Origin of the sequence: Marinomonas sp. SBI8L, from assembly GCF_001624705.1 — a bacterium.
GTDB lineage: Bacteria > Pseudomonadota > Gammaproteobacteria > Pseudomonadales > Marinomonadaceae > Marinomonas.
This window is the reverse complement of sequence record NZ_JSEO01000011.1, coordinates 20,427-45,044: the sequence shown is the minus strand read 5'-3', so window position 1 is coordinate 45,044 and position 24,618 is coordinate 20,427. Positions and strand designations below refer to the sequence as shown.

Here is a 24,618-nt window from a genome sequence, read left to right as displayed (position 1 = left end):
CGGGGTAACTCGGCATTTTTTATTTTTGTTGTAAAAATAAGCTTAGCTGCTTCTCTGCAGCGGCTAATATGGTAACAATATCTGCTTTGCTAGGCTCTGTGAAACCCAATACAAAGCCTTGTTTTATATTGTTTTTTTCAAAATAATATGGACTAAGAGCAGAAATATGCATACCCTTTTTTAATAAACTTTCCATCAAGGCCTGATCCAAACAAGCTAGTTTATTGTGCTCTAACTCTCTCCACTTTTGTATCCATTTTTCTTTTAAATAAACAAGTGTATGCATGCCACCATTTGGCTTTTGCCAATCACAATACTTCCCTAGATAGTGGTTAATTTGTATCTCTAGATAATCACGTTTATCACGATAAAGTCGTCTCATACGACGTAAGTGCGCATTAAAATGGCCATGCTCCATAAAGTCTAACAAGGCTGACTGCATAGGCAGAGAAGCACTTGGACCTAATTGCCTTTGGCTCTTCTTAATACGCTCAATATGAGCTTTGGGAGCAACAATATAGCCTAAGCGTAAGCCTCTAAACATAATCTTAGAAAAGCTGCCTAATAAGAATGTTCGCTGGCTCTCATCTAGATTCATCAAAGGCACACCGAGCCGACCTTGATAATAAAACTCATTGTCGTAGTCATCTTCTATGACCCAGAGTCCGGCATCTTTCACCTGAACCCTACTTTCTACATGAGAGTTAACCTGAGATAAAAGCGTTAACCATTCTTGTCGCCTTAAAGAGCTCATCGCCATACCTAATGGATACTGCCGATTAGGTGTAATCAAGGCTAGGTGCAGATGGTTAGGCTTGGCATGTGTTAGTTTAGGTGTCGCAGCCCCTTCTTGATCAACAGGTAAAGGCTTTAAGTCTCGCCCAAGCCATTGAAAAAAGCGGGACATAGCAGGGAAGCAGGGGTTTTCTAGCCAAACTCTGGCCTCATCTTGATAATCAGATAATAGAGCATGGCTCATAATACTTAATGCATCTCGATTACCTGATGTGATAATAATTTGCTCTTGATCGCACTCTAATCCACGCACGTTGGCGAGGTAGTCCGCTAGATACTCTTTCAATCTAGGTAGACCGTTATGATATTCTCCTTGAATCACACCTATATCTGGATTTAGCCAGCTACGGCGCATCGACGCTGCCCATGCCTTATGGGGAAAAGCACTTACATCTATGCCTGACCCTAATTGCATAGGCTCATTCAAGATCGATTTTTTGCTTTTTTCTCGCTTCAGAAGAGGGGGCTTAGCTGGTTCAAGCTCACCCGGTAACAAAGCTGCCATATGGGCAACATACAAGCCTTTTTTAGGCTGGCTAACTAGGTAACCTTCACTGATTAATATGTCATACACCTTAATCGTGGTAGAGCGAGAAAGCCCTAACATAGAGGCAAGTTCGCGGCTGGAAGGGAGCTTGTCTCCTTCTTGCAAATACTGGCCACTAAAAAGCCCTTTAAATTGCTCCAGTAACTGGCGATACCTAGCCGCACCTGATTGATGATCAATTGTTAGCCTTAAAATTGCATTTGATTCATTCAATCTGGTATGCCTTTTTTTATTTGTTCTGGATATTTTTAATATATCCAGAAGTTCATATTCTGTTCAAGTCCTTTCATCATTCAATTTAACAGGAGGTTTTATGGCTACCCAGATTAAAAGTGTCACGCAAGATGAGTTGAACCAAGTGACAGCCCTATTTAACCAATACATGATTTTTTACAAAAAAGAGTCTAATCCAAATAAGTATCGCACTTACCTAAAAGAGCGTTTGGATAACCAAGAAGCAGACATATTTATTGCCTATGACGAGAACCAAGAAGCACAAGGTTTTGTCTTGAATTACACCACTTTTTCATCGACGTCTTTAGGAAAGATCATTGTTTTAAATGATTTATTTGTTATGCCTGAACACAGAAAAAAGGGTGTTGCAGAAGCTTTGATCTCCAGAGTCAAAGAGCTTGCTTTAGAACGCGGAGCTATCCGAGTTGATCTGAGTACAGCCAAAGACAACTTCAATGCCCAAGCCTTATACGAAAAAATAGGCTTTGAGCAAGGTACAAAATTCTTTAGTTACAGTTTAAGACTTGATTAGTTAATAGATACAAAAGGGGATGGATATGTGGCTTGAGATAGACAAGCTTGAAGATGATTTTTTACAACTTGAGAGACTAAAGCATCAACATAGTCATGAGATTGCAGAAGCTGTCTCAGATCAAGATGCAGAGCAGCTCTGGTTCACCAGTATTCCAACTAAAGCAAAAGCAGCCACTTATGTAGAAAAGGCTCTTTCTGCGAAGGACCAAATTTGCTTTGTGGTTCGATTAAAAGAGACAGGTGAACTAATCGGCTCGACTCGTTTTTATGACATTAAGTCTGAACATAAAAGGGCCATGATAGGTTACACCTGGTACCTAGAACCAGCCCGTCGAACAAGTGTTAATACTCGTTGTAAGCTTTTGCTGTTACAACATTTGTTTGAATCTAATCAAGCGATTGCTGTGGAGCTTCAAACCCACTTTATGAATCAGGCTTCAAGAGCAGCGATCGAAAGATTAGGCGCAAAGCAAGACGGCATACTACGTAATCATCAAATCATGCCAGATGGCTCTTTAAGGGATACGGTTTGCTATTCCATTATTCAAAGTGAATGGCCAGCAGTACGTAATCAGCTACAGGCTAAATTATTAAAATACGCGACACTAGAACGCAGATTAGGGGGTTAGCATGAGCCAGTCTAACGAATTAAAAACAGACTCTTTAAACACGAGCTCTTTAAAAACAGAGAAGAGCAAGGTTAGGCGTGGGGCAAAACGAGCAAGTTACGATAAAGAAACTATGTTCGAAATATTGGATGCCTCTCTTATGTGTCATGTAGCGCAGAGCATCAATGGTCAACCCTTTGTTGTACCCACTTGCCATTGGCGTGATGGAGATTACTTTTACTGGCACGGTCTGGCTTCGGCTCGCAACGTCAAAAATGCGGTGAATCAAGCAGTCTGTATCAATGTGACTCACTTAGATGGCTTAGTAATGGCACGCTCTGCTATGCATCACTCAGTTAACTATCGTTCTGTAACCTTATTTGGTACCCCAGAAACGATTACTGATCCAGTTGAAAAAGAGCGCCAACTTAAAATCTTTCTCGATAAGGTGTCTCCAAGTCGTTGGGAAGCCTTAAGACCAGTAAACGAGCAAGAGCTTAAAGCAACAGGCCTAGTCAGGATTCCAATCAATGAAGCCTCAACAAAAGTCAGAGCTGAACCTCCAGTTGACGATGAAGAAGACTATGACTGGCCTGTATGGGCTGGGGTGATTCCCTTAGAGCAATCTTGGGGCCAGGCTGAAACAGACCCAAGGCAAGTAGTGGATTTTGAACGGCCAAAACTCCCTGACGCATTTTGATCACTGCTTTTCTAACATCATTAGGGAAACTGTCTTCTCTAATGATTTCATCTCCTGCAATTTTATGAGTATTGTTCACCTCTTTGCATAATTCTGTTCATCCCCTATGTTAAGATTCGTCCTCTTTATTCAATATGATCTCTTTTAAACATTAGGATCTTATCCATGATGGATTTATTTCTTTGGCAGTACATTGCCATTGGTCTGGTTTTTATTTGGAGTGGCTTTGTCAGGAGTGGATTAGGTTTTGGTGGCGCAGTCCTCGCTTTACCCTTCTTATTATTAATCCATAACGACCCCTTGGTATATTTACCTGTTATCGCTATTCATCTGCTTATTTTCTCTAGCTGGATCGCCATCAAGGGACATAGACAAAGCAAGAAGCAGGCAAAGTTAGACCCAGAAGCAGTTCAAAGCAATATTGATTGGGCTTACCTGAAAAAGTCTCTGGGCATCATGATAGTGCCAAAACTCATCGGCGTATTTGGCTTATTAACTCTGCCATCCAACCTGATTACTGGCATTATTTTTGGCATTGTCATCTTTTTTGCCATTTCTTATATTTTGGATAAGCCCTTCAAAAGTAACAATAAATGGCTAGATAATGTTTTTCTGATGATGGGTGGTTATGTCAGTGGCACATCATTAATTGGCGCCCCTTTAATTGTGGCCGTATATGCAACCCATGTGGCTAGACAACAGCTCAGAGACACCTTATTTGTACTCTGGTTTATCCTAGTCATGATTAAAATGATTTCCTTTTTAATCGCAGGTATCGACTTACAGTTAATCCATCAAATTTGGTTGCTTCCTTGTGCCTTTATCGGTCATTTATTAGGACAAAAATTCCATAATCATATCCAAGCACAAGACAGTAAAGTCTTCTTCAGAGTACTAGGCTTTGCCTTACTGATTATTTGTATTATCGGTTTATACATGAACTTTATTGCCTAAATGCGATAAAGATAAAAGCACTGGCATAAAAAAACGAGCTCTAACCACAGGTTGAGCTCGTTTTTTTATTGTCTTAAGAAAGCGATTAAAAGTAATAAAACACAGAGGCGGTGTGGCTTGTTTCTTCTCTTTCTAGCTTAATGGCCTGATACTCAAGGGCGAAAGAAGAATTGAGCCTTTTATAAAAACTTAACTCATGATCAAGCAGATCTTTATTTTCATAAGCTAAGGAGACAAAGCCCATATTGGCTTCAAAGCCTGAATAAACAGGCAGTTTCGTGGCGCTAGAGATCTCAATACTTGGCAGGAGATAGAATTTAGCGCCTAATACAGACATGCTACCTCCTAACCCAAAGTTTAAAGAGGTCTTAAGCTGATCATCTTGATTGCGCTGCGCACCTATGCCAAAGCGCCAAGATGCATTTTTTGACACCCCATTGAATGGCTTTAAGCTAGTTATTTCTAACAAGGTCACACTCTCTACTCGACTCGTATCCTCAATGCCAGAAAGCTCAAGGACACCCGCCGCTAAACTGGCCGAATTAATGCTCTCTTGTCTTTGATAAAAAGAACGGTAATCCAGTAAAGCAAAACGAGCAGAGTGTTCATCCTCATTAGTAGAAATGCCAAAAGATGAAAGATAAAGTTGATCTCGCATTTTATCATTAGGTTGCTGAGTCTCTGGCAAGCTAGCCAATAAACCAGATGCATCACCATAAGTATCCAGTAAACCAGAATAAGATGGGTAAGGTGTTTTGTAGGTTTCAAAGCTCAATCGAGTCCCTAATACAGCCACATCCCCTAGATCTTGGTGAATACCTTGATATTGAAAGCCCTGATCTAGAATCATTTGTCTAACCGTTCTTTGTTCAAAGCTGTTTAGTGGCTCATAAGCTTTGTGGAACTTAGCCAACAGAGATTTAAGTTCAAAAACTTGAGTCTCTGGTGCTTGTTGATAAACCTGAGCTTCCATCAAGGCAGGCGAGATTATGCTTCTGTCTTCATCTAAACAATCACAAGCCTGATCAAGTGCCTCATAAAGGTAGGTCGCGCAGTTTTTAACAAAAAAGTTATACCTTAAAGGGTCATTCAAAGCCTGATCGAAATAATCGATTAGCTTTTCACTATCAAACTTATCTTCAGGTAGCTTAATAAAACGTAAGGAGCGTGATTCATAGTTATTATAAAATGAGATAACTTGGTGCAAGGGTGTCAGGTTAATTTCTGCCTTGATACTAGAAAAGCCACCTTTGAGGGTCTGGGAGAAAAGCTGCTTACTTTCTAGTGGCGCTAATACAGACAATACAGGTGAAAAGTAAAAATCATCCTCATCTAGAAACAGAAGTAAAGAATGACCAAAATAAGACATAGGGGCATTAAGACTTTCACCTGCTACTAATAAATAAGGTGTTTTACCTTGTAAAGTCTCAGTAAAAGTTGGCTTTTGTAGTTGGCTGTAATCAGACGTTGAACAAGTGTTTATCTTTCCCATCAAATAAGAAAAAAAGTCATAACTTGTTTTTTGTTCAATTAATGCATTATCAGATAATAAATGCTCGTCACAACCTCGTAAGTTCAGCTGAGCTTTTAGACTGTCATAACCAACGCCTGATTGTCGTTTGATCTGAGAAATAAGGGCAGGTGCATTTTTTAAGATAAATTCTGACATACCTGCATCAAACTCAATAGAACGTGCTACTGAGTTTGATGGTAAGAATAAGCAGACAAAGGCAAATATTAAGCTAATTTTAGCCATAAAAGAATGAACCTTTGTCATCATATAAACTCTTACTTTTCTTTAGCCATTTCTTCGTTTTCAACTTTAGGCATCTGAACATAAATTGCACCTGGCTCATACTCAAAAGCAGCACCAGAAATCATGTCAGTTGTAGATAAATCCCAAAATACGCTTAGCAAAGCAACATTATCATAAGATGTCGTAATTTGACGTGTTACCGCTTCATAACCAGACTTTTTGAACATCACAGATTTAACTTTATTCTTTTTAAAGCTAGCACTTACAGGTGTTTTACCAATTAAGGCGCCATCAACATACACTTCAACATCATCTACATCTGAGTTAAAAGTTAGTGTTTGATTAGTACCTGAAATGATTGTCGCACAACCCGTTAAAAAAAGAGCGGCAACTGTAAAAGCTGAGATAAGTAATTTTTTCATTCTAGTTCCATTTAAAATTTAATATATTGATTTAGTTACCAAAAAAGGCGGAGGAATCTTACACAAAGTTGACATTGAACGATACTCATACTTATTTAGTTTGCTAATTAATTACCCACAAACCATTTGCCTTTGGCCAAATTACGTCGATAAAGCCAATACATGCTCGCTCCTCGGGCAACAAATAAAGCCGCCTGACTAAACCAAAGTCCATGATTACCCATGCCTAATTGCTGGGTGATATACCAGCAGGGGAAGAAGACAAGCACAACTGACACTATCATGGCATCTTGCATCTGTTTTACTTCAGTGGCACCAATAAAGACGCCATCTAGCATAAATGACCAAATACCAAGAAGCGGGAAAACTACTAGCCAAGGTAGATAAATCGCTGCAATGCTTTTAACTGACTCGATACTGGTTAATAGGGAAACGATATGATTACCAAAGAGCCAAAATACTAAGACAAGTCCAACTGCTGCAACCAAAGCCCATACACTCGATAAAAGCACCACTTTTTCAAACTGTGTTCTGTCTTTCTGGCCGATTGCCTCACCACATAAGGCTTCAACAGAAAAAGCAAAACCATCCAAAGCATTAGAAATTATCATTAAAAATGTCAGTAATACGGCGTTTGCAGCAAGTATATTATCCCCTTGAGCCGAACCTTGAGCGGTAAAGAAAATACCAACCGCTAATAACAAGATAGTTCGTACAAATAGATAGCGATTTACCTGAATCAGAGCAATGTATTCAGAGAATTTTAATAAACTTTTTGCCACCTCGGAGGAGATATTAATATTCAGCTTTTTCAACTGCTTACTGGCTAAGTACAAAGCGAGAGCCAAACCTGCATATTGAGAGATAACCGTTGCCCAAGCCACGCCATCACTGGCCATATCCAAATGGTAAACAGCGTAATAGTCCAAAACCATGTTTACCACATTGATTAATAACATGATCCAAAGTGGCCCGCGGGCGTTTTGCACCCCATAAAACCAACCAACAACAGCATAGCCAGCCAATACTGCAGGCGCACTTAGAATACGAACCTCACAATAAAGCCTTGCCCAAGGTTCAACTTGCGCACTAGGAGACATCATCCACAACATGACATCAATAATGGGATCTTTAAATAGAATAAGTAGTAAACCGATCAAGATACCTAGTAAAACCGATTGAAGTAACAGCTCTAATACTCTTTGCTCGTCTTTACGACCTAAGGCTTGAGCCGTTAAACCTGTCGAGCCCATGCGTAAAAAACCAAAGGCCCAAAATACTAAGCTAAAAATACTCGCACCGATTGCCACAGCCCCAAGATGGCTTTCATTAGCAAGGTGTCCAACAACGGCCGTATCCACCAAGCCCAAGAGCGGTGTTGTAATGTTGGATAACATAGGCGGCCAAGCCATATGCCATATGCGTTTATTTAACTGCTTCTCTTGACGAAAAGTAGGAATAAGCCTTAACAAGCTGGACATACTAGATTTAATACCTTGGGTAAAAGTGTGAATTATGGACTAAAAAGCGGCTATTTATACTTAAAAAGAGCCTATTTTGGCTAGAAGTTTCGTTTTCACTGTGGATAAAACTATCAATTACACACAAGTTTGTTCATATAAACTTGAATATACACATTCAACTTCTCTATAACAGATATAATGTGTATTAGTATCTCATTTATCCACATTTTATTTTGCTCAATTCGTAAAAAAGGTTATCCACAAATAGAATCAGGTTCATTTCTAACTCAAGGAATACGAGCATTCATATCTTGTTTTGATTAAACTAGGGCAAATTTATTGGTGATAGTGCCAACTTAAAATATCTTGGAGTCCTATATGAAAAAGTATGCAAAACCCCTAGCTGAAGGCCTAGCTGTTGGTATTGTTTTTGTCAGTATCACCATGCTGTTTCAAATTCCCTACTATATGAGCGCAATTATAGGCGTTTTGGCAGCAATCGGTGGTTTTAGAAATTCAATCAAGATGGATGCCGAGAAAAAAGCCAAAAAGTCAGCACCGGCTTCATCCGAAATTAAAACAGAAAAAAAAGAGTCAGATGATGTCTGAATCAAACAAATCCTATGGAGAAGGGGATAGCACCTTCCAAGCAGTAGGCGGTAAAGAAGGGCTGCATGCGCTTGTATCAGATTTCTTCCACTTTATGGGGACAGAGCCTCAATTCAAGCGCCTTTATGATATGCACCCAGCCGATACAGAATTATCCATTGATAAGCTGTATCGCTTTTTAACAGGCTGGATGGGGAGCGATAAGCTCTATAGCCAAAAATATGGTTCAATCCAATTGCCTAGAGCCCATATGCATCTAGATGTTATAGATGAAGATAAACAGGCTTGGTTAGATTGCATGGCAATGGCGATGGATAATCAGGGCTTAGACGCTGATTTAAAAGAATACTTATTGATTCAACTAGCTGTGCCTGCAGAGCGTATCAGACAAGTTAGCCAAGCAAGACAAGCCCAAGAGTCTTAGTTTAACTTATGCTCTTGTAAGACTTTTTAGCAAGTAAATAGGGGATTTATCTATTTACTTGCTTCACCACTTCTATGCCTAAGCGTTTGGCAAGTCTAACTAGGTTTGCTCTATCCATATCCAGTGCTCTTGCAGCCTTGGACCAGTTGTAATCTGAACTTAGCAGAGCTTGATGAATTTTCTGGCTTTGAAATGCTGCGGTGGCATCTTTAAGGTTTGATACCTGCCAAGCTTGTTGAACTAAAGCATTGCTATTATCAAAGCTCTCTTCCGGAGCCTTGATGCTTTTTGTTATCGCCTGAGAAGTGCTTTGTAACTGGCCTAGGTGATAGGTTTTGATCCGTGTCATCCCTGTTTGACCTTGTCCATCAGACCGAGCCATCAGAGCTGCTCGGTTCATTACATGTTCGAGCTCACGGACATTCCCCGGCCAATCATAAGCTTCTAATCTGGCAATCACATCATCATCAATTAATAGATGAGCTAAACCTAATTTACGGCGTGATTGTTCGGTAAAATAACCAGCTAACAAGGTGATATCACCCAGTCTTTCTCTGAGTGGAGGGATACAAATAGGGAATACACTTAATCTATGATACAGATCTGATCGAAAGCGATTAGCTTCCACTTCCTCTTTTAATACTCGATTAGTAGCAGCAATCACTCGTACATCAACAAGCTCGACCTGATCCTTACCAACGGCTTGTATTTCCTGGCTTTGCAAAGCTCGCAGCAACTTACTCTGAGCCAAAAGTGGCAGCTCACCTATCTCATCTAAAAAGAGAGTACCGCCATTCGCTAAGCTAAACTTACCCGCTCTGTCTTTATCTGCGCCAGTAAAGGCTCCTTTAACATGGCCAAACAACTCACTTTCAATCAGATTTTCAGGCAAAGCAGCACAGTTTACATAAACCAAAGGCCCTTCCGCACGAGTCGACTTTCTATGTAGGGTACGGGCAACCAATTCTTTACCAACACCCGTTTCTCCCTCAATTAAAACAGCAAAGTCAGAAGGGGCAACCAGACCTAACTCTTGCTGCATTTTTTGCATAGGTAGGCTTTGTCCAATCAACTCCCCCCCATCTTTTATCAAGGCTTCTTTGGTGAGCTCAGACACGACATTTTGAAAGTGCTCGGTGTGAGATTCTAATTTTTTGAAGAGGATAGCGGTTTTCAAGCTGGCAGCGGATACCGCCGCGATGACCTCTAAGGTTTTAGCGGCGATATCGTCAAAAACACCTGGGGTCAGACTATCTAAAGTCAAAATACCTATCAGTTGCTCATCCGCATGAAGGGGAAAGCCCATACATGCATGCACGGGTAAATCACCAACAACCCCTTCTAACATGCCATCGTAGGGGTCAGGCAAATCACAATCACTGGCAAAGCGCACAGGCGTTTGGCTATCACAAATGGCTTCAAACCTAGGCTGAGAAGCTATTTCAAAGCGACGGCCCAATAACTCAGGGTTAACGCCAGTCTGTGCTAGCGGCTTAAGTTCTTGCCCTTGACGCTTAAGCAAAACCACTGCATCACAAGGAATAATGTTACGTATGGTATTTAACAGACGATCAAACCTGTCCTTGGTTGTGACGTTTTGCGCCATGTCTATCGCCAGTTCCAATAAATCACCCGATGTAATCACATTCCTACTCCTCAGATTAAAGCTATTAACAAGTATAGGTCATATTGACACTAATAGGTATTTTTAACTCCTTTACAATTGAGTCATATTGACTCTTTAAATATCTATAAAATTCGTAAATAGCTGATAAATAACAAATAAATTTATTGGCATCAGATGTGCAATAACGAATACAAGAAAGAGATTTAAATGACGACTAGATGTCAAAAGGACATCAAAGGAGACAAATATGTTCGGCCATCATTTCAAACTATTACCTATTATGAGCCAGCAAAAATTAACCCGTTACGAGCTGGAAGAGAACTTTAAAAGTGTGTTTTTCGCAGGCAACAGCTTGATGCTAGCGTCTCTCATCGTAGTACTGGCAACGGTTTTCATTGGTTATCTAAAACCTGAGGACTTTAGTATTGCCACTCAAGTTGTGAGCCATATTGCTCTGGTAGTGTTTGCGGCTTTTCTAAAGGTAGGTTATGTGATGCGTCTAATTGGCCAAAACGGAATTAAGGCTGAAATCCTATGATGAGCAAGATACATCCAGATCAGATTAAGCATAAAGGGCAAGGGAAAGCTGGGTTTGATTTATTTGATTTGGCCTTTCGCCCCGGTTTTTTAGGGGCAAGTGCTTTCTCATTAATCGCTTTAAGCCTATGGCTATTCATTTTGAGTGGACAAGTAAGCTTGCCCACTCAAGGCTTATCCAGCCTAGTTTGGCACTTTCATGAGATGGTCTTTGGCTTTGCCGCTTTTGTGGCTTTGTCCTTTTTGCTTACCGCATCACAAACATGGACTCAGCTTCGTAGCTTACATGATAAACCACTCATTCTATGGTGTCTTATTTGGGCTTCTGTACGCATATTGTTATGGCAAGAGAGTGTGTCATTGCAATATTTAGCCTTCGGTCTACAGCTTGTCTGGTGGCTAATTGGCATCGGCTTTTTGGCTCAGCTCTTGTACCGCGCCAACAATCGAAATCTCATGTTATTACCTTTGCTTAGCATCATGATGCTAGTCAACATGGGCATTATTATTGCCGACCTAGCGGGCAAGACAGAACTGGCCCTACACTTTGGCCGTACTGGTGTACTTTTATTTGCGCTTTTAGCCGGCGTTTTGGGGGGTCGTCTTATCCCTATGTTTACTCGCAATGGCACTAAAGCACTGCCTCTTGCTGCGAAGGTGATAGCAACCCCAAGATTAACCAAGTTACTGATAGCAACGGCGTTAATAAATAACCTATATGCCTTTATCTACCCATTTTCTGAGTTTGCGCTTGTACCTGGTTTCATCATGATTTTGTTAGGTAGTTTGCAGCTTATCCAGCTTTATCACTGGCATCCAAGAGCCAGCTTACAAGTCCCGCTTTTATGGTCCTTGCATCTCACATATGGCTCCCTTGGTTTAGGGTTTATTTGTCTAGGCGCTAGCTTTTTCACTGAGCTAATTCGTTTTGCTGACGCACTACACTTGATTGCGATCGGCGCAATCGGCGGCATGATACTCGCCATTATGTCTCGAGTGTCTTTAGGCCATACAGGACGCTTGATTCAATCGGCTCCTCTTATGTCCTTAGCCTTTTTAACCATATTTATTGCGGCCCTAGCCCGTACTTTTTTGCCTGCTTTAGGCCTAGTGATAGAGGCATGGCAAGTTAGCGCAGCCCTTTGGATAGGAGCCTTCGCTCTCTTTATTTTGCACTACAGCAGCATTCTCATTCGCCAGCGTTTATAGCGCACTTTTTATCAACTCAACCAAAATACGTCACGCATTAAGAGCGTTAGTTTAATAAGGATACAAAATGTTAACAGATCAACAAATAAGCACAGTAAAGAGCACAATTCCCTTACTTGAAAGTGTAGGGCCTTCACTTACCCAGCACTTTTACAAGCGCATGTTTGAGCATAACCCTGAGCTGAAGGATGTATTTAATATGGCCCATCAGGCTGAAGGTACTCAGTCTTTAGCGCTTTTTAATGCCATTGCAGCCTACGCAAAGTACATAGACAACTTGCCAATGCTGACTTCAGCCGTTCAACGTATCGCCCATAAGCATACAAGCTTGGATATCAGACCTGCTCACTATGACATTGTAGGCTTACACCTCATTGAAACACTGAGAGAGCTTGCTGGTGATGTATTCACAGCTGAAATTGAAGATGCTTGGGTTGCCGCTTATGGTCAACTAGCAGAGGTCTTTATCTCAGTTGAAAATGGTTTGTATGAATCAAACGAAGCGCAAGAGGGCGGTTGGCAAGGGCCAAGAAAATTTAAGCTAGTAGAGAAGCGTATCGAATCTGAATTAGTTAAAAGTCTTGTATTTGAACCAGTAGATAGAAAAGCCGTTATTACCTATCAACCTGGGCAGTATCTTGGTATCAGAGTGAAGCCTATTACCTCTGAAAACTTAGAAATGCGTCAGTATTCGCTTTCTGATCAAGCCAATGGTGAAAGCTACCGTATCTCAGTAAAACGTGAAGCCATGGGTGTACCTGGCTTAGTGTCTAACTTCCTACATGATGGTTTACGCCTTGGTGATGAGGTTGAACTTTTTGCGCCAGCGGGTGATTTTGTCTTTAAAAACAAGGGCAAACCGGTTGTTGCTATCTCTGCGGGTGTGGGTCTTACACCTATGCAGGCCATATTAGAGAGCCTAGCAGAGCAAAGAAGTGAAGCTGAGGTACATTATCTTCATGCTTGTGAAAACCATGAACAGCACTCCTTCAAAAAGCGTGTGAAGCAACTCGCGACCAAACTTAATCTGATTCATCACACTTGGTATAACCAAGACCATGATCCAGAGGAGAGCGTACATCATGGCTTAATGGACCTAAGTACGATTACCACCTTGCCATTAGAAGATGGCGACTTCTATCTATGTGGCCCAGTGGGCTTTATGCAGTTTGCTAAGCAGCAGTTGCAGAACTTAGGGGTAGATTCTGATCGTATCCATTATGAAGTCTTTGGACCGCACCAAGACTTCTAATCAAAGAGAGAAGAGAGAAATAGCAGGTGCCCAGCATCTGCTATTTATTCAGAACAAGGTGAGCAAAGTTAACTGGCAGTTTTTTTAAAGCTAAAACCTGTTGTCTTCACTGTGCCAGCTATGACTAATAAAGTCCCTATTAACGTATGCCAGCCTATCATCTCATCAAGGAAGATCACGCCCCACATAACGCCAAAAACCGGTACGAGAAAGGTTACCGTTAGAGTAGAGGAGGTACCTATTTCATTGAGTAGTTTAAAGAAAATAAGATAAGCCACACCCGTACAGACAACACCTAACATGATGACAGCTAGCGAGATTTCAATACTGGGTTCATCCAAAGGTTGATAGAAGAACAGCATTGGCAAGATTACCAAGGTCCCCATTAACATGGTGCCATAGGCATTAGGCAAGGGCTCAACGCCTTTAGATACTTGGGTAAAGGTACTTGCCAGCCCATAACAAAAAGGAGCACCAAGAACGATTAATACTGACAGCCAAGCATCGGTTTTAAAGAGTTCTGCATCAAAGCCTACAATCACAGAAACACCCAGAATACCGAGCGCCAAGCCGATCAAGGTTTCACGCGCTAGTTTCTGCTTGAAATAAATCGCACTGATTACAGTACCAAATACAGGCGTAGTGGCATTAATAATGGACATGAGAGACGCGGTTAAGTCCCCCGCAGCAAAGCCGTAGCACAAGAAGGGTAAAGCCGCGCTTAAAAGACCTAAAATTAAATAGTGACGCCAATGTTTAGCTAGGTACAGACGCTTTTTGAAGGAAAAAGTAACAACAGCTAGAAAAAGAGCAGCGAAGCCAATGCGCAGTTCTATCATCCAAACAGGGCCAAATACTGGCGCACTGATACGCATAAACAAAAAGGAGCTACCCCAAATAGCGGCTAATAAGAGTAAATAAAACGCACTTCTAATGCCCATAGGAAATTCCACACTATGAAAGAAAAAGAATAAGTGAGCACAAAGAGAAGATGCACTCTAGGATTTTTGCAAGGCAGGATAATACCAGTTCACATAAAGCTACGTATAGCAAAATTGATTGATAAAAGAACACAAGATTCTGCTGAGTTTTCACCGATTAATACAATTATGTTACTTTCTCCTGCTAACCTAAAACTTAGCTTTAATAAAAAAGAGGTAAAGCAATGTTTAGATTCTTATTTGCTACCTTTTGTCTGTTTATCAGTACTTTAGGTCAAGCCGACCAAAAACCCAGTGTGAAAATTACCTTAGGCGAATGGCCCCCTTTTATTACTGAAAGCCAGCAGCATAGAGGCTTTGTAACCCATCTGATTCATGATGTATTGAGTGAAGCCGGCTATGCGCCTGCTTTTGCCTTCTACCCTTGGACTCGCGCTTATAAAACAGCGGCCTTAGGCCGTGCTAATGCCACCGCAGTTTGGATGCATAAAGCCGAACGCGAGCAAGATTTTTATTATAGTGAGCCAGTACTGAATGAAGAGTTCGTCTTTTTCCATCTTAAGGCTTCGAATTTTGAATGGTCTGAAATAGCCGACCTAAGCCAATACAAGCTTGGTGGTATATTAAGCTCTAGTTATGGTAAAGCATTTGATGATGCCCTTAAGCAAGGCAAAATAAACATAGATTTAGCGCCTAATAATCAGGTCGCTTTTCTCAAGCTATTAGCGGGTCGTATTGATGCTTTGCCTTTAGAGAAGAGTGTCGGTCTGGCGAGTATCAGAGAGCAGTTCACGCCGGAGCAGCAGGCTCTCATTACTTTCCACCCAAAAAGGCTTTTAGAAAATCACAGCTTTTTACTGGTATCAAAAGCGTTAGAAGACAGCCCTCAAATCATAGAAGACTTTAATCAAGTACTAATGAAATATCGTAAAGATGGTCGTTATCAAGCCTATTTTGATCGATTTGAAGCAGGGGAATATGATTTAGAGCCAAGCAACGAGTGATCAAGCAGAGATATAACCTTAGGCCAATTCCCTTTCAATGAGCCTAGCTTAGGGAACCTACGAATAAGTCCTCCCGCCTCAGCGTGTGGATAAAAGCCGCTAGATTTATTGGCGAGGAGCGCAACTTAATAGTTATTCTATTGATAAGGGCCTCAACGTAAAGATAGGGCTTTTAGACCACGCCCTTCGGGTCTTTAAATAATACCTACTCGGCATTTCAGAAAAAGTAACGCCTTGTGTGATACTTTTTCTGATAAGACTGAGAAGAGGTGACTTAATCGCAGGTTCCTTAGTTAGCAGTCCGCTTTTTTAAAGGGAAGTTGTTGCTCAATCTCTGCCTTGTACTGATCCACAGCCTTACCTTCTTCAACACAAAATTGCGCGATCGCATCACGAAAACCAGGGTGAGCAATATAGTGCAAGCTATGGCTATAAACCGGCTCAAATCCTCGGGCAATTTTATGTTCTCCTTGAGTACCCGGATCAAAGTGTTGCAAACCTTGTTCTAAACAAAACTCGATACCTTGATAATAACAAGCCTCAAAATGCAGGCAATCAAACTCTTCCACACAACCCCAATAACGGCCGTACAAGGAATGGTTATCAAAGAAGCACCAAGACGCCGCAATCCAATCATCACCTCTTGATGCCAACACCAGAAGAATTTGATCTCCCATATGACTGATCAAACTTTGAAAAAAGTCGCGAGTTAAATAACCCTGTTGGCCCCGTTTAGCATAGGTTGATTGGTAACAAATATAGAAGAAGTCTATCTCTTCTTTGCTGAGATCTTTACCCAATTTACGTTCTAAACTTAAACCCTGATCCAGTACCTTCTTACGCTCTTTTTTAGCCACTTTTCGCTTGCGGCTAGAGAAGTAAGATAGGTAATCATCCATATCCTGATAATCACGATTAAACCAGTGAAACTGGCACGCGGTTCTATGTAATAGATATTCGCTTTTTAGCCCATCAAGACGCTCTTCTTGATTAAACAGAAGATGCCAACTTGATAGCTTTTGCTCGCTTGTACGGTCAGTAAGTACTTGCGCTACTAGCAAGTGTAAATGATCTAATTGTTCAGATTGAGTCGTTGAATCCAGTCCAGAGAAAAGCCTAGGGCCAGTAACAGGAGAGAAGGGAACAGCCCAAATACGCTTAGGAAAATAGTCTAAACCATGCCTTTGGTACGCTTCCGCCCAGCTCCAATCAAAGACAAACTCTCCTTGAGAATGGGTCTTTAAGAAGGTAGGGGCGATAGCAACGGGCGTATCATCATCTTCCATTAACAAGAGGTATTCTGGATGCCAGCCAGATTCTTCACCAAGACTTTGGCTAGACTCTAAAGCATGAAAAAAACCATATTGTGCAAAAGGGTAAGTGGTACTGCCTATGGCTTCTTGCCATCTTGCTTCACCAATTTGTTCCACTTGATTAAACCACTGGGCTTTCATTACTTACCTTTTCACCTCTTCTACCTAAGCTGCTAGCTTTTGCCTTTATAGACTCAGCACAACCAATTACAGCTCAGCATGCATCTTTTTAATTAAGCTTTGTGTTTCAGGGCGCTTGTTACGCCACAAGGTAAAAGCTTCTGCCGCTTGTTCCACCAGCATACCTAAACCATCACAACCTTTTGCACCTAGGTTTTGTGCCCAGTTTAAAAAGACCGTCGGCTCTTTCGCGTACATCATGTCATAGCACCAAGTATTTGCTCCAATGACAGCGTCAGGGATTGGCGGTAAATCGCCAGACAAGCTCGCAGACGTACCATTGATGATGATGTCAAACTCGCCTTCCACCTCAGCAAAGCCCATAGCGGCACGCTTAGTATCAGGGAAGTCATCTGGGCCAAAAATATCCACCAAGGTTTGAGCTTTAGACACAGTACGATTAGCAATCACTAATTCGCTAGGTTGCTGAGATAAAACAGGTTCTAAAATACCTCGTACAGCACCACCCGCTCCTAATACCAAGATGCGCTTAGCTTTCATCGTTTGGCTATTATTCACTGTGATATCTCTTACCATGCCAATACCATCGGTATTGTCACCATAAATCTCACCATTTTGGTTCTGTAATAGAGTATTTACCGCACCGGCTGTTTTCGCTCTGCTACTTAGTACATCACACAAGGCAAAGGCCCTTTCTTTAAAAGGCACAGTGACATTAAAGCCCTTGCCACCCTGCTCGAAGAAGTCTTTTATCTGAGCTTCAAAGCTCTCTAAGTCGCCAAGAAAACGCTCATAGGAAATATCTTGCTGAGTTAAACGGGCAAACTCTGCGTGAATATCAGGCGACTTACTGTGGGCAATTGGATTACCAACCACTAGATATTTGTCCATTAAACCTCTCCTTCAGCCTTATCCACTACAGGGCGATTCAACCAATTTCGGCCCGTTAGGTAATAGTCCGTTAACTTTGCTTCTTCACTGCCTGCTTGAGCGTCATATCCATAGCTCCATTTCACCTCAGGCGGTAAAGACATCAGGATAGACTCGGTACGCCCTGCACCACTTTGCAAACCAAAATGCGTGCCACGGTCAAATACCAAGTTAAATTCTACATAACGGCCGCGTCTGTGTAGTTGGAAGTCACGCTCTCGTTCACCATAAGGGGTATCTAAGCGTTTTGCCAAAATAGGGTGGTAAGCCTTCATGAAGGAGTCACCAACAGAGCGCATTAAACCAAAGCTTTGCTCGAAGCCTAATTCAGAAAAATCATCGAAGAACAAACCACCAATGCCACGTGGCTCGCCCCTGTGTTTCAAATAGAAATACTCATCACACCAGTCTTTAAACTTGTCATAGTATTGGTCGCCAAAAGGCTCACAGGCTTCTAATGCTGTTTGATGCCATTGGGTACAGTCTTCATCAAATCCATAATAAGGTGTTAGATCAAAGCCACCACCAAACCACCAAACAGGATCCATGCCTTCTTTATGGACCACAAACAAACGCACATTAGCATGAGACGTCGGCGCGTAAGGGTTTTTAGGGTGAATTACCAGAGAGACGCCCATGGCTTCAAAACTGCCACCTGCAAGCTCAGGTCTTGCGGCTGTTGCAGACGGAGGAAGTTGACTTCCCATTACATGGGAGAAGTTCACTCCACCTTTTTCAATCACTTCACCATCGGCGATGACACGGGTACGACCACCGCCACCGTTTTCACGTTCCCAAGCATCTTCTTTAAAACGCGTTTGCGGCTCGAACATCTCTAACGAAGCACAAATACGGTCCTGTAAATCCATTAAAAAGGCTTTAACATCGGCGATCTCTTTGGCACCAATGGCGGTTTGCCCTGGGTGTTTCTCACTTGAAGGTGTGTTTGAAGCTGACAAGGTGAAGACTCCGGTTCTAATATCTAAAAACGTGCTTATAAAAGTGTCTTTAAAATAGCGAATTAAAGGTCTTAATAGAAATTGAGTAAGACCATAAAAATAATGGCAGCTAGTCTAACACTCAATGAAGAAGCAGGGTATTAGCACAGGAAGATGAAAAGCGAAGAGAGCAAGATAACAGACATTTATCATTTCAGCGTTTGCAAAAAGAACAAAGGCCTCAGTTGAGGCCTTTGTTTTTCACAGAGTTAGAATTCAGTTAGCTCTGATAGCGCTTCAGAATCAAAGCGGCATTCACACCACCAAAGCCAAAGCCGTTACAGAGCACATGCTCTACTTGCTTTTCTCTGGCTAGGTTAGGAACCAAGTCTAGATCAGCCATAGTCGGGTCGATATTTTCAAGGTTTAAGGTCGGAGGCAGCACACCTGAACGCAAGGCCATGGCGCTGAAGATAGACTCTATGCCACCAGCGGCACCAAGTAAGTGACCCGTTGCGGATTTAGTGGCTGAGATAGGCAAAGTCTGTACTCCGTCAGCAAATACCTCATCATTGAAAACATGTCTTAAAGCGTTAATTTCCCCTCTATCTCCTACTGGAGTCGAGGTCGCATGGGCATTCACATAGCCAATGTCATTTGGGCTTATCTGAGCCATCTTCATAGCGGCTTTCATGGCTCTGGCTGCCCCTTCACCGCTTTCTGGACCTGACGTTAAGTGATAAGCATCGGCACTGGTGCCATAACCAACAATCTCAGCTAGGGGCGTCGCGCCGCGAGCTAGGGCATGCTCTAAGGTTTCGATAACGAGCAAACCCGCCCCTTCTCCCATCACAAAACCTTCGCGGTTTTCATCGAAAGGGCGAGAGGCCCCTTGTGGGTTGTCATTATTGGTAGAGAGAGCTTTCAGCGCCCCAAACCCTGCGTAAGATAAAGAGTCTATGCAGGCTTCCGCACCGCCAACTAGAGCGACTTTTGCTTCGCCACTGCGAATCATACGCATGCCATCGCCAATAGCCTGTATCCCAGCGGCGCATGCCGTAACAGGTGTACCTATGGGCCCTTTGAAGCCGTATTTAATAGACACGTTTCCCGCCGCTAAATTGGCTAAAAATGCAGGCACAGTAAAGGCGGATACTTTTCTAGCCCCTGATTTATCTAGTACTTCTTTGGCGTGAGTAATGGTTGGCAAGCCGCCTATGCCTGTGGCAATTATGGTGGCCGTTGCTTCTTGCTCTTCTAGAACCGTTGGTTGCCAGTTAGCCTGAGTTAAGGCTTCAGCAGCAGCAGCGAGAGCAAACAGGGTAAAGGCATCCACACGGCGACGCTCTTTTGCCGACATATAGTCTGTTTCCACTAAGGCGTTGCTAAACTCCTCTGCCTTAGCATTTTTACCTTGGATTGGGACTTGCCCACCAATTCGTGTACTCACGCTATCATTTAATTTTAGGTTGTCATCAAGGGCACGAATACCTGACTCACTGGCGATCAGCTTCTGCCATACGCTGTCGACACCACAGCCTAGAGGTGAGACTAGTCCCATTCCAGTTATTACGATTCGATCAAGCATGGTCTTTCCTCATGGTTATTCATTCTATGGGGAAGATGCTAAAGTAAACCTTTATATGATCAAGATAATATTTAGATTTTAAGCACTCAGCTTAAAGAGGAAAGCCAAATGCCTTATTCAGCCGACCATAAGCTGCAAAGCCGTGAACGTATTCGACGAGCAGCCGCTGATCTCTTCTGTCGCCAAGGATATGACAGTGTTTCCATTAGTCAGGTGATGAAGCATGCAAAGATGACCCATGGGGCCTTTTATGCACATTTTAGTTCTAAAGGTGCGCTTTATTCTGAGGCTATAAAAAGTGCGGCAGAGCAGTCTCTCTTTACCCGTGAAAGTGGCGATTTAACCTTAGCTAAGATAGTAAATTTAATTCGACAATACTTAAGCTTAGAGCATGTAAATCAAGAGGTTCCACCTTGTCCATTAGCTTTTTTAAGTACGGATATCGCCCATAGAGACAAGCATGTTAAAGCCAGTTATGAAGCGGTATTTAATGGCATGATAAAAACACTCAGCAAAGCATTATTAGAACAAGTTTTAATGGTGGGTGAAGCGAATAATGAAAAATCAAATAACAAATACACTAATGAGTCAGCAGAAAAACAGGGTATAGAAGCGGCAAGAGCACTAGCCCAGCAATTGATGGTCAATTTAGTCGGCACGGTTTCCATAGCCCGCAACATCACAGACCCTGATGCCCAAAAAACCTTGTTAGATAATACGAAAACAGGGCTGATAAATCGGCTCACTGGTGGCCTAAAAGCCTAATTCATCATAATGGAGTATTAGTTTGGTGTTTTGCTAACCATTTGCTGAGCACAGGGTGTAGTGGCACAGCCGCCTTTTGCTGTACACCTTAGATCACTACTCATCTGTTTACCTATGGCTTGGGTTTTATCCACCAGCTCATCAAATGGAATCACTGCAGAAAAGCCACCCAAAATTGCGATGGAGGCAGACCAAGCATGAGAAACACCCGCAATATTACGAGCATGACAGGGAATTTCGACCTCACCACCCACAGGGTCACACACTAAACCTAGGGTATTCATTAAGCACATAGCCGCGGCATCAAATGCCTGCTGAGCACTTCCTTGGTAATAATGTACTATGCCTGCTGCAGCCATAGCGGCAGAAGCACCTGTTTCAACCGAGCAACCACCAGTTTCTGCTGCAAATGAACCTCTTGCAGCGAATAGCGCCCCTACAAGCGATATCACCATGAGCACTTGGACTAGCTCATCCTGATTGGCACCTTCTTGCTTTAAAGCGTAGAGGCATCCGGGGACAATACCTGCACTGCCCGCCGTTGGGGCCGCGCAAACCACACCTCGACTGCTGCTAACTTCCATCACAGCAAGGGCACCTGCTATGGCGTTTTTCATAAAACCAGATTGCATCGCCGAAGGTAGTTCTGCTTGAGCAAAAGACTGGGCAGAGGCGGGTAAAAAACGCATGCTTTTTGTTTGCTTGTTTAATCCTTCATCCACCGAAGACAGCATGATATCTAGCCTTTGGATAAAGTAGTTTCTTACCTGAGAATGGCTCTGTTGCAAACGCCTGACTTCATAGGATAAGGCAAGATCAGCAAGGTGGTCCTCGTCTTTCACGTCATGCAATATCTTATCTAGAGAGGAATAAAGCACCTCTTCATTGATACTGGCATATTGTCTTGGCTGAGTTTGGCGGACTCTATCCACTGAGGGTGAAGACTGAATTTTGTCAAACACAGGGTGTGGGAGAGCACCTTCAAGGTCAATCTGTACTAGGTTTTCTTCATGATAGATATCTATTACTTTCGCTTTATTAGCCAAACTAGCTAATAACTCAGCGTCATCTAAGCCATGATGCTCAATCAAAATACTGACACATTTTCCCTTTAACCTAAGCCTGTGTTGATTCAGTTTATCAACACTAAACACACCGCCACCGGTTGAAACTGCCGCATAGGTATCACACCTTATATTTCCTTTTGCATCCGCAATTTCTACTTTTAAATCAACGCGGTTTGGATGCTCATTCAATTCAAGTGTTTGTAGGGATATTTCAAAACGAGGTAAGCCAGTGGTTTCTAACTGTTTTAATACCTCAGCATATTCAGGCGACATTAAAGCTAAGCCACAAAGACCTGCCGCAAAGCCTTGGTCACTGCCTTGGTTTTGATATACCTGAGCAAATGAGCCAGCAGGGTCAAAGTAAATATTTACCCCCATAAGCTGCTCATCAGGTCCTAGAGATAACTCACGTATGGTGCGACCTATCATATAAGGCGCAGCAGAGTGGGAGCTTGAAGGCCCTCTCATTACAGGACCAATGGCAGTATTTAACAGGCTAATATCTTGGTCCATGCGCTTTCCCCGTAAGTTTGGTTAATGTTTCATCCTGTCATAAAGCAAGGAAGCGCGGCAACTAAATCTAGTGTGTGCTTATGAAAGTTTGAAGTTCATCAAACATTAAAGCGATTTAACAGCATCTTCTTTCGCTTTAGCTTTGACTAGTATCGAAGACACGTCATTATCAATGTACCTAAACCCTATGATCGAATTTAGAAACATAAATTCTGACCCATAGACATTGAGATAAGAATTTAAGTCTGGAGTAGACGATGCAAACTTCACAAACAGCAATTAATTTAGCGAACCAAAGCCTTTTCAAACAAGAGTCTTATGTTAACGGCCAATGGGTAAGTGCCCAGTCAGGCAAAAGCTTTGCCGTTACCAATCCAGCCAATGGCGCCTTTTTAACAGAGGTTGCTGACCTTGGCGCTAGCGATACACAGGACGCAGTGACTGCAGCAGAAGCCGCACTTAAACCTTGGCAAGCACAAACTGCAAAAGAGCGTGCAACACTCCTACGTCGCTGGAATCAGCTTATCTTGGATAACCAAGAAGATTTAGCTCTCTTGATGACACTAGAACAGGGTAAGCCTTTAGCCGAAGCAAAGGGCGAAGTCGCTTATGGCGCCTCCTTTATTGACTGGTTTGCCGACGAAGCGCGTCGCATTTACGGCGATACTATCCCGACTTTTGCCAAAGACAAACGCATCATGACGATCAGGCAAGCTGTAGGGGTTGTTGCAGCTGTGACCCCTTGGAACTTCCCGATCGCCATGATTACTCGCAAGGTAGGCCCAGCGCTTGCTGCAGGCTGTACCATAGTGATCAAACCCTCTGACGAAACGCCTTTATGCGCACTCGCTTTAGCAGAGCTTGCCCATCAAGCAGGCATTCCAGCAGGGGTTATCAATGTGGTTGTAGGTAAAAGTGCAGCTGACATTGGTGGCGTGTTGACTAGTCACCCAAGTATTCGCAAGCTAAGTTTCACCGGTTCAACCCCTGTCGGGAAGTTACTACTTAGCCAGTGTGCTCAAACCGTTAAACGCACCTCAATGGAGCTCGGCGGTAACGCACCTTTTATCGTATTTGATGATGCAGATATCGATGCAGCGGTTGAGGGCGCTATCGCCTCTAAATACCGTAATGCAGGTCAAACCTGTGTTTGCGCCAATCGCATACTGGTTCAAGAGGGTATTTATGACGAGTTTGCAGCCAAGCTTGCTGCCAAAGTCGCTGAGATGAAAGTGGGTGATGGCCAAGAAGCTGGCGTTGCTATCGGGCCGCTTATTAACCAAGCAGCGGTTAACAAGGTAGAAGAGTTGGTAAATGGTGCTGTGGTACAAGGGGCGAAGGTTCTAACGGGTGGCGATAAAGCCAGCCAAGCAGGTAGCCAATTTTATCAAGCGACCGTACTAACGGATGTAACCGAAGATATGGATATTTTCCATAACGAGATCTTTGGGCCAGTCGCACCTCTGTTCCGTTTTAAAACCGAAGAAGAAGCCGTTGCCATGGCAAACAATACCCCATTTGGTCTTGCTTCTTATTTCTATTCCCAAAATTTGAGCCGCATCTGGCGTGTATCCGAAGCGCTTGAATACGGCATGGTGGGCATCAATGAAGGCATCATTTCCAGTGAAGTCGCGCCATTTGGTGGCGTTAAAGAATCTGGTAGTGGTCGTGAAGGCTCTAAATACGGCATAGAAGAGTATGTTGAAACCAAATACCTATGCATGGGTGGTTTAAGTTAAAGCCAAGC

23 protein-coding genes are annotated in these 24,618 nt (G+C 42.6%); 12 read left to right on the top strand and 11 right to left on the bottom strand.

Translation table 11 applies throughout. From position 1 onward, the window contains the following. Window positions 1–19: 19 nt before the first annotated feature. Entirely contained in the window at window positions 20–1,555 is a 1,536-nt protein-coding gene (gene pdxR / locus OA91_RS16385) for a MocR-like pyridoxine biosynthesis transcription factor PdxR (protein ID WP_063339127.1), read from the bottom strand. Between the two features lie 100 nt (window positions 1,556–1,655). Here pdxR and OA91_RS16380 point away from each other — a divergent pair, with 100 nt between their 5' ends. The 4 genes from OA91_RS16380 to OA91_RS16365 all read left to right on the top strand — a co-directional run bounded on the left by OA91_RS16380 (window position 1,656) and on the right by OA91_RS16365 (window position 4,372). Next, window positions 1,656–2,108, top strand: a complete 453-nt coding sequence (locus tag OA91_RS16380) for a GNAT family N-acetyltransferase (protein ID WP_063339126.1) — start codon at window positions 1,656–1,658, stop codon at window positions 2,106–2,108. A gap of 25 nt (window positions 2,109–2,133) precedes the next feature. Then, the gene (locus tag OA91_RS16375) at window positions 2,134–2,739 is read left to right on the top strand and encodes a GNAT family N-acetyltransferase (protein WP_063339125.1); all 606 of its coding nucleotides are present in this window, start codon (window positions 2,134–2,136) and stop codon (window positions 2,737–2,739) included. A gap of 1 nt (window position 2,740) precedes the next feature. Further along, a complete protein-coding gene (locus OA91_RS16370) occupies window positions 2,741–3,418 on the top strand; it encodes a pyridoxamine 5'-phosphate oxidase family protein (protein ID WP_063339124.1) in 678 nt (225 codons plus the stop codon). A 165-nt stretch (window positions 3,419–3,583) separates the two neighbouring features. Next, complete coding sequence (locus OA91_RS16365) at window positions 3,584–4,372, top strand: sulfite exporter TauE/SafE family protein (RefSeq protein WP_063339123.1); 789 nt, start codon at window positions 3,584–3,586, stop codon at window positions 4,370–4,372. Window positions 4,373–4,457: 85 nt separating this feature from the next. On the opposite strand, the gene OA91_RS16360 is transcribed toward OA91_RS16365, so the two are convergent. The 3 genes from OA91_RS16360 to OA91_RS16350 form a co-directional block, all read right to left on the bottom strand. After that, the gene (locus tag OA91_RS16360) at window positions 4,458–6,152 is read right to left on the bottom strand and encodes a lipoprotein N-acyltransferase Lnb domain-containing protein (protein WP_063339122.1); all 1,695 of its coding nucleotides are present in this window, start codon (window positions 6,150–6,152) and stop codon (window positions 4,458–4,460) included. An 8-nt stretch (window positions 6,153–6,160) separates the two neighbouring features. Further along, window positions 6,161–6,550: a PEGA domain-containing protein gene (locus OA91_RS16355; protein ID WP_063339121.1), complete on the bottom strand. Its 390-nt coding sequence runs from the start codon at window positions 6,548–6,550 to the stop codon at window positions 6,161–6,163. 107 nt (window positions 6,551–6,657) lie between these two features. Next, window positions 6,658–8,031 carry an MATE family efflux transporter gene (locus OA91_RS16350; RefSeq protein ID WP_063339120.1) on the bottom strand — a complete coding sequence of 458 codons (1,374 nt, stop codon included), beginning with the start codon at window positions 8,029–8,031 and terminating at the stop codon, window positions 6,658–6,660. Between the two features lie 360 nt (window positions 8,032–8,391). Here OA91_RS16350 and OA91_RS16345 point away from each other — a divergent pair, with 360 nt between their 5' ends. Beyond that, entirely contained in the window at window positions 8,392–8,622 is a 231-nt protein-coding gene (locus tag OA91_RS16345) for a hypothetical protein (RefSeq protein WP_046015463.1), read from the top strand. Continuing rightward, a complete protein-coding gene (locus tag OA91_RS16340; protein ID WP_046015462.1) occupies window positions 8,615–9,046 on the top strand; it encodes a group II truncated hemoglobin in 432 nt (143 codons plus the stop codon). Before OA91_RS16345 ends, OA91_RS16340 begins: the two co-directional genes overlap by 8 nt. Window positions 9,047–9,092: 46 nt before the next feature. Here the strand turns inward: OA91_RS16340 and norR are convergent, their stop codons facing one another. Continuing rightward, window positions 9,093–10,691 carry a nitric oxide reductase transcriptional regulator NorR gene (norR, locus tag OA91_RS16335; protein ID WP_269447918.1) on the bottom strand — a complete coding sequence of 533 codons (1,599 nt, stop codon included), beginning with the start codon at window positions 10,689–10,691 and terminating at the stop codon, window positions 9,093–9,095. Window positions 10,692–10,920: 229 nt separating this feature from the next. Between norR and OA91_RS16330 the strand changes: the two genes are divergently transcribed. The 3 genes from OA91_RS16330 to hmpA all read left to right on the top strand — a co-directional run bounded on the left by OA91_RS16330 (window position 10,921) and on the right by hmpA (window position 13,671). Further along, a complete protein-coding gene (locus tag OA91_RS16330) occupies window positions 10,921–11,211 on the top strand; it encodes a hypothetical protein (RefSeq protein WP_063339119.1) in 291 nt (96 codons plus the stop codon). After that, window positions 11,208–12,419, top strand: a complete 1,212-nt coding sequence (locus OA91_RS16325) for an NnrS family protein (RefSeq protein ID WP_082827979.1) — start codon at window positions 11,208–11,210, stop codon at window positions 12,417–12,419. Before OA91_RS16330 ends, OA91_RS16325 begins: the two co-directional genes overlap by 4 nt. Window positions 12,420–12,486: 67 nt before the next feature. Next, complete coding sequence (gene hmpA, locus OA91_RS16320) at window positions 12,487–13,671, top strand: NO-inducible flavohemoprotein (RefSeq protein ID WP_046015456.1); 1,185 nt, start codon at window positions 12,487–12,489, stop codon at window positions 13,669–13,671. A 68-nt stretch (window positions 13,672–13,739) separates the two neighbouring features. On the opposite strand, the gene OA91_RS16315 is transcribed toward hmpA, so the two are convergent. Then, window positions 13,740–14,612, bottom strand: a complete 873-nt coding sequence (locus tag OA91_RS16315; protein WP_063339118.1) for a DMT family transporter — start codon at window positions 14,610–14,612, stop codon at window positions 13,740–13,742. 224 nt (window positions 14,613–14,836) lie between these two features. Here OA91_RS16315 and OA91_RS16310 point away from each other — a divergent pair, with 224 nt between their 5' ends. Beyond that, window positions 14,837–15,616 carry a substrate-binding periplasmic protein gene (locus tag OA91_RS16310; RefSeq protein ID WP_063339117.1) on the top strand — a complete coding sequence of 260 codons (780 nt, stop codon included), beginning with the start codon at window positions 14,837–14,839 and terminating at the stop codon, window positions 15,614–15,616. Between the two features lie 293 nt (window positions 15,617–15,909). Here the strand turns inward: OA91_RS16310 and OA91_RS16305 are convergent, their stop codons facing one another. The 4 genes from OA91_RS16305 to fabF all read right to left on the bottom strand — a co-directional run bounded on the left by OA91_RS16305 (window position 15,910) and on the right by fabF (window position 20,526). Continuing rightward, the gene (locus OA91_RS16305) at window positions 15,910–17,070 is read right to left on the bottom strand and encodes a GNAT family N-acetyltransferase (RefSeq protein ID WP_063339116.1); all 1,161 of its coding nucleotides are present in this window, start codon (window positions 17,068–17,070) and stop codon (window positions 15,910–15,912) included. A 66-nt stretch (window positions 17,071–17,136) separates the two neighbouring features. Then, window positions 17,137–17,961, bottom strand: a complete 825-nt coding sequence (aroE, locus tag OA91_RS16300) for a shikimate dehydrogenase (protein WP_063339115.1) — start codon at window positions 17,959–17,961, stop codon at window positions 17,137–17,139. Beyond that, window positions 17,961–18,908, bottom strand: a complete 948-nt coding sequence (gene hemF, locus OA91_RS16295) for an oxygen-dependent coproporphyrinogen oxidase (RefSeq protein ID WP_063339219.1) — start codon at window positions 18,906–18,908, stop codon at window positions 17,961–17,963. Before hemF ends, aroE begins: the two co-directional genes overlap by 1 nt. 310 nt (window positions 18,909–19,218) lie before the next feature. Next, window positions 19,219–20,526: a beta-ketoacyl-ACP synthase II gene (fabF, locus tag OA91_RS16290; protein ID WP_063339114.1), complete on the bottom strand. Its 1,308-nt coding sequence runs from the start codon at window positions 20,524–20,526 to the stop codon at window positions 19,219–19,221. A 108-nt stretch (window positions 20,527–20,634) separates the two neighbouring features. On the opposite strand from fabF, the gene OA91_RS16285 reads away from it, so the two are divergent. Next, on the top strand, window positions 20,635–21,291 hold the full coding sequence (locus OA91_RS16285) for a TetR/AcrR family transcriptional regulator (RefSeq protein ID WP_063339113.1): 657 nt from the start codon (window positions 20,635–20,637) through the stop codon (window positions 21,289–21,291). A gap of 17 nt (window positions 21,292–21,308) precedes the next feature. On the opposite strand, the gene OA91_RS16280 is transcribed toward OA91_RS16285, so the two are convergent. Further along, a complete protein-coding gene (locus OA91_RS16280) occupies window positions 21,309–22,871 on the bottom strand; it encodes an L-serine ammonia-lyase, iron-sulfur-dependent, subunit alpha (protein WP_063339112.1) in 1,563 nt (520 codons plus the stop codon). A gap of 257 nt (window positions 22,872–23,128) precedes the next feature. On the opposite strand from OA91_RS16280, the gene OA91_RS16275 reads away from it, so the two are divergent. Then, a complete protein-coding gene (locus OA91_RS16275) occupies window positions 23,129–24,610 on the top strand; it encodes an NAD-dependent succinate-semialdehyde dehydrogenase (RefSeq protein ID WP_157203855.1) in 1,482 nt (493 codons plus the stop codon). Window positions 24,611–24,618 lie beyond the last annotated feature (8 nt).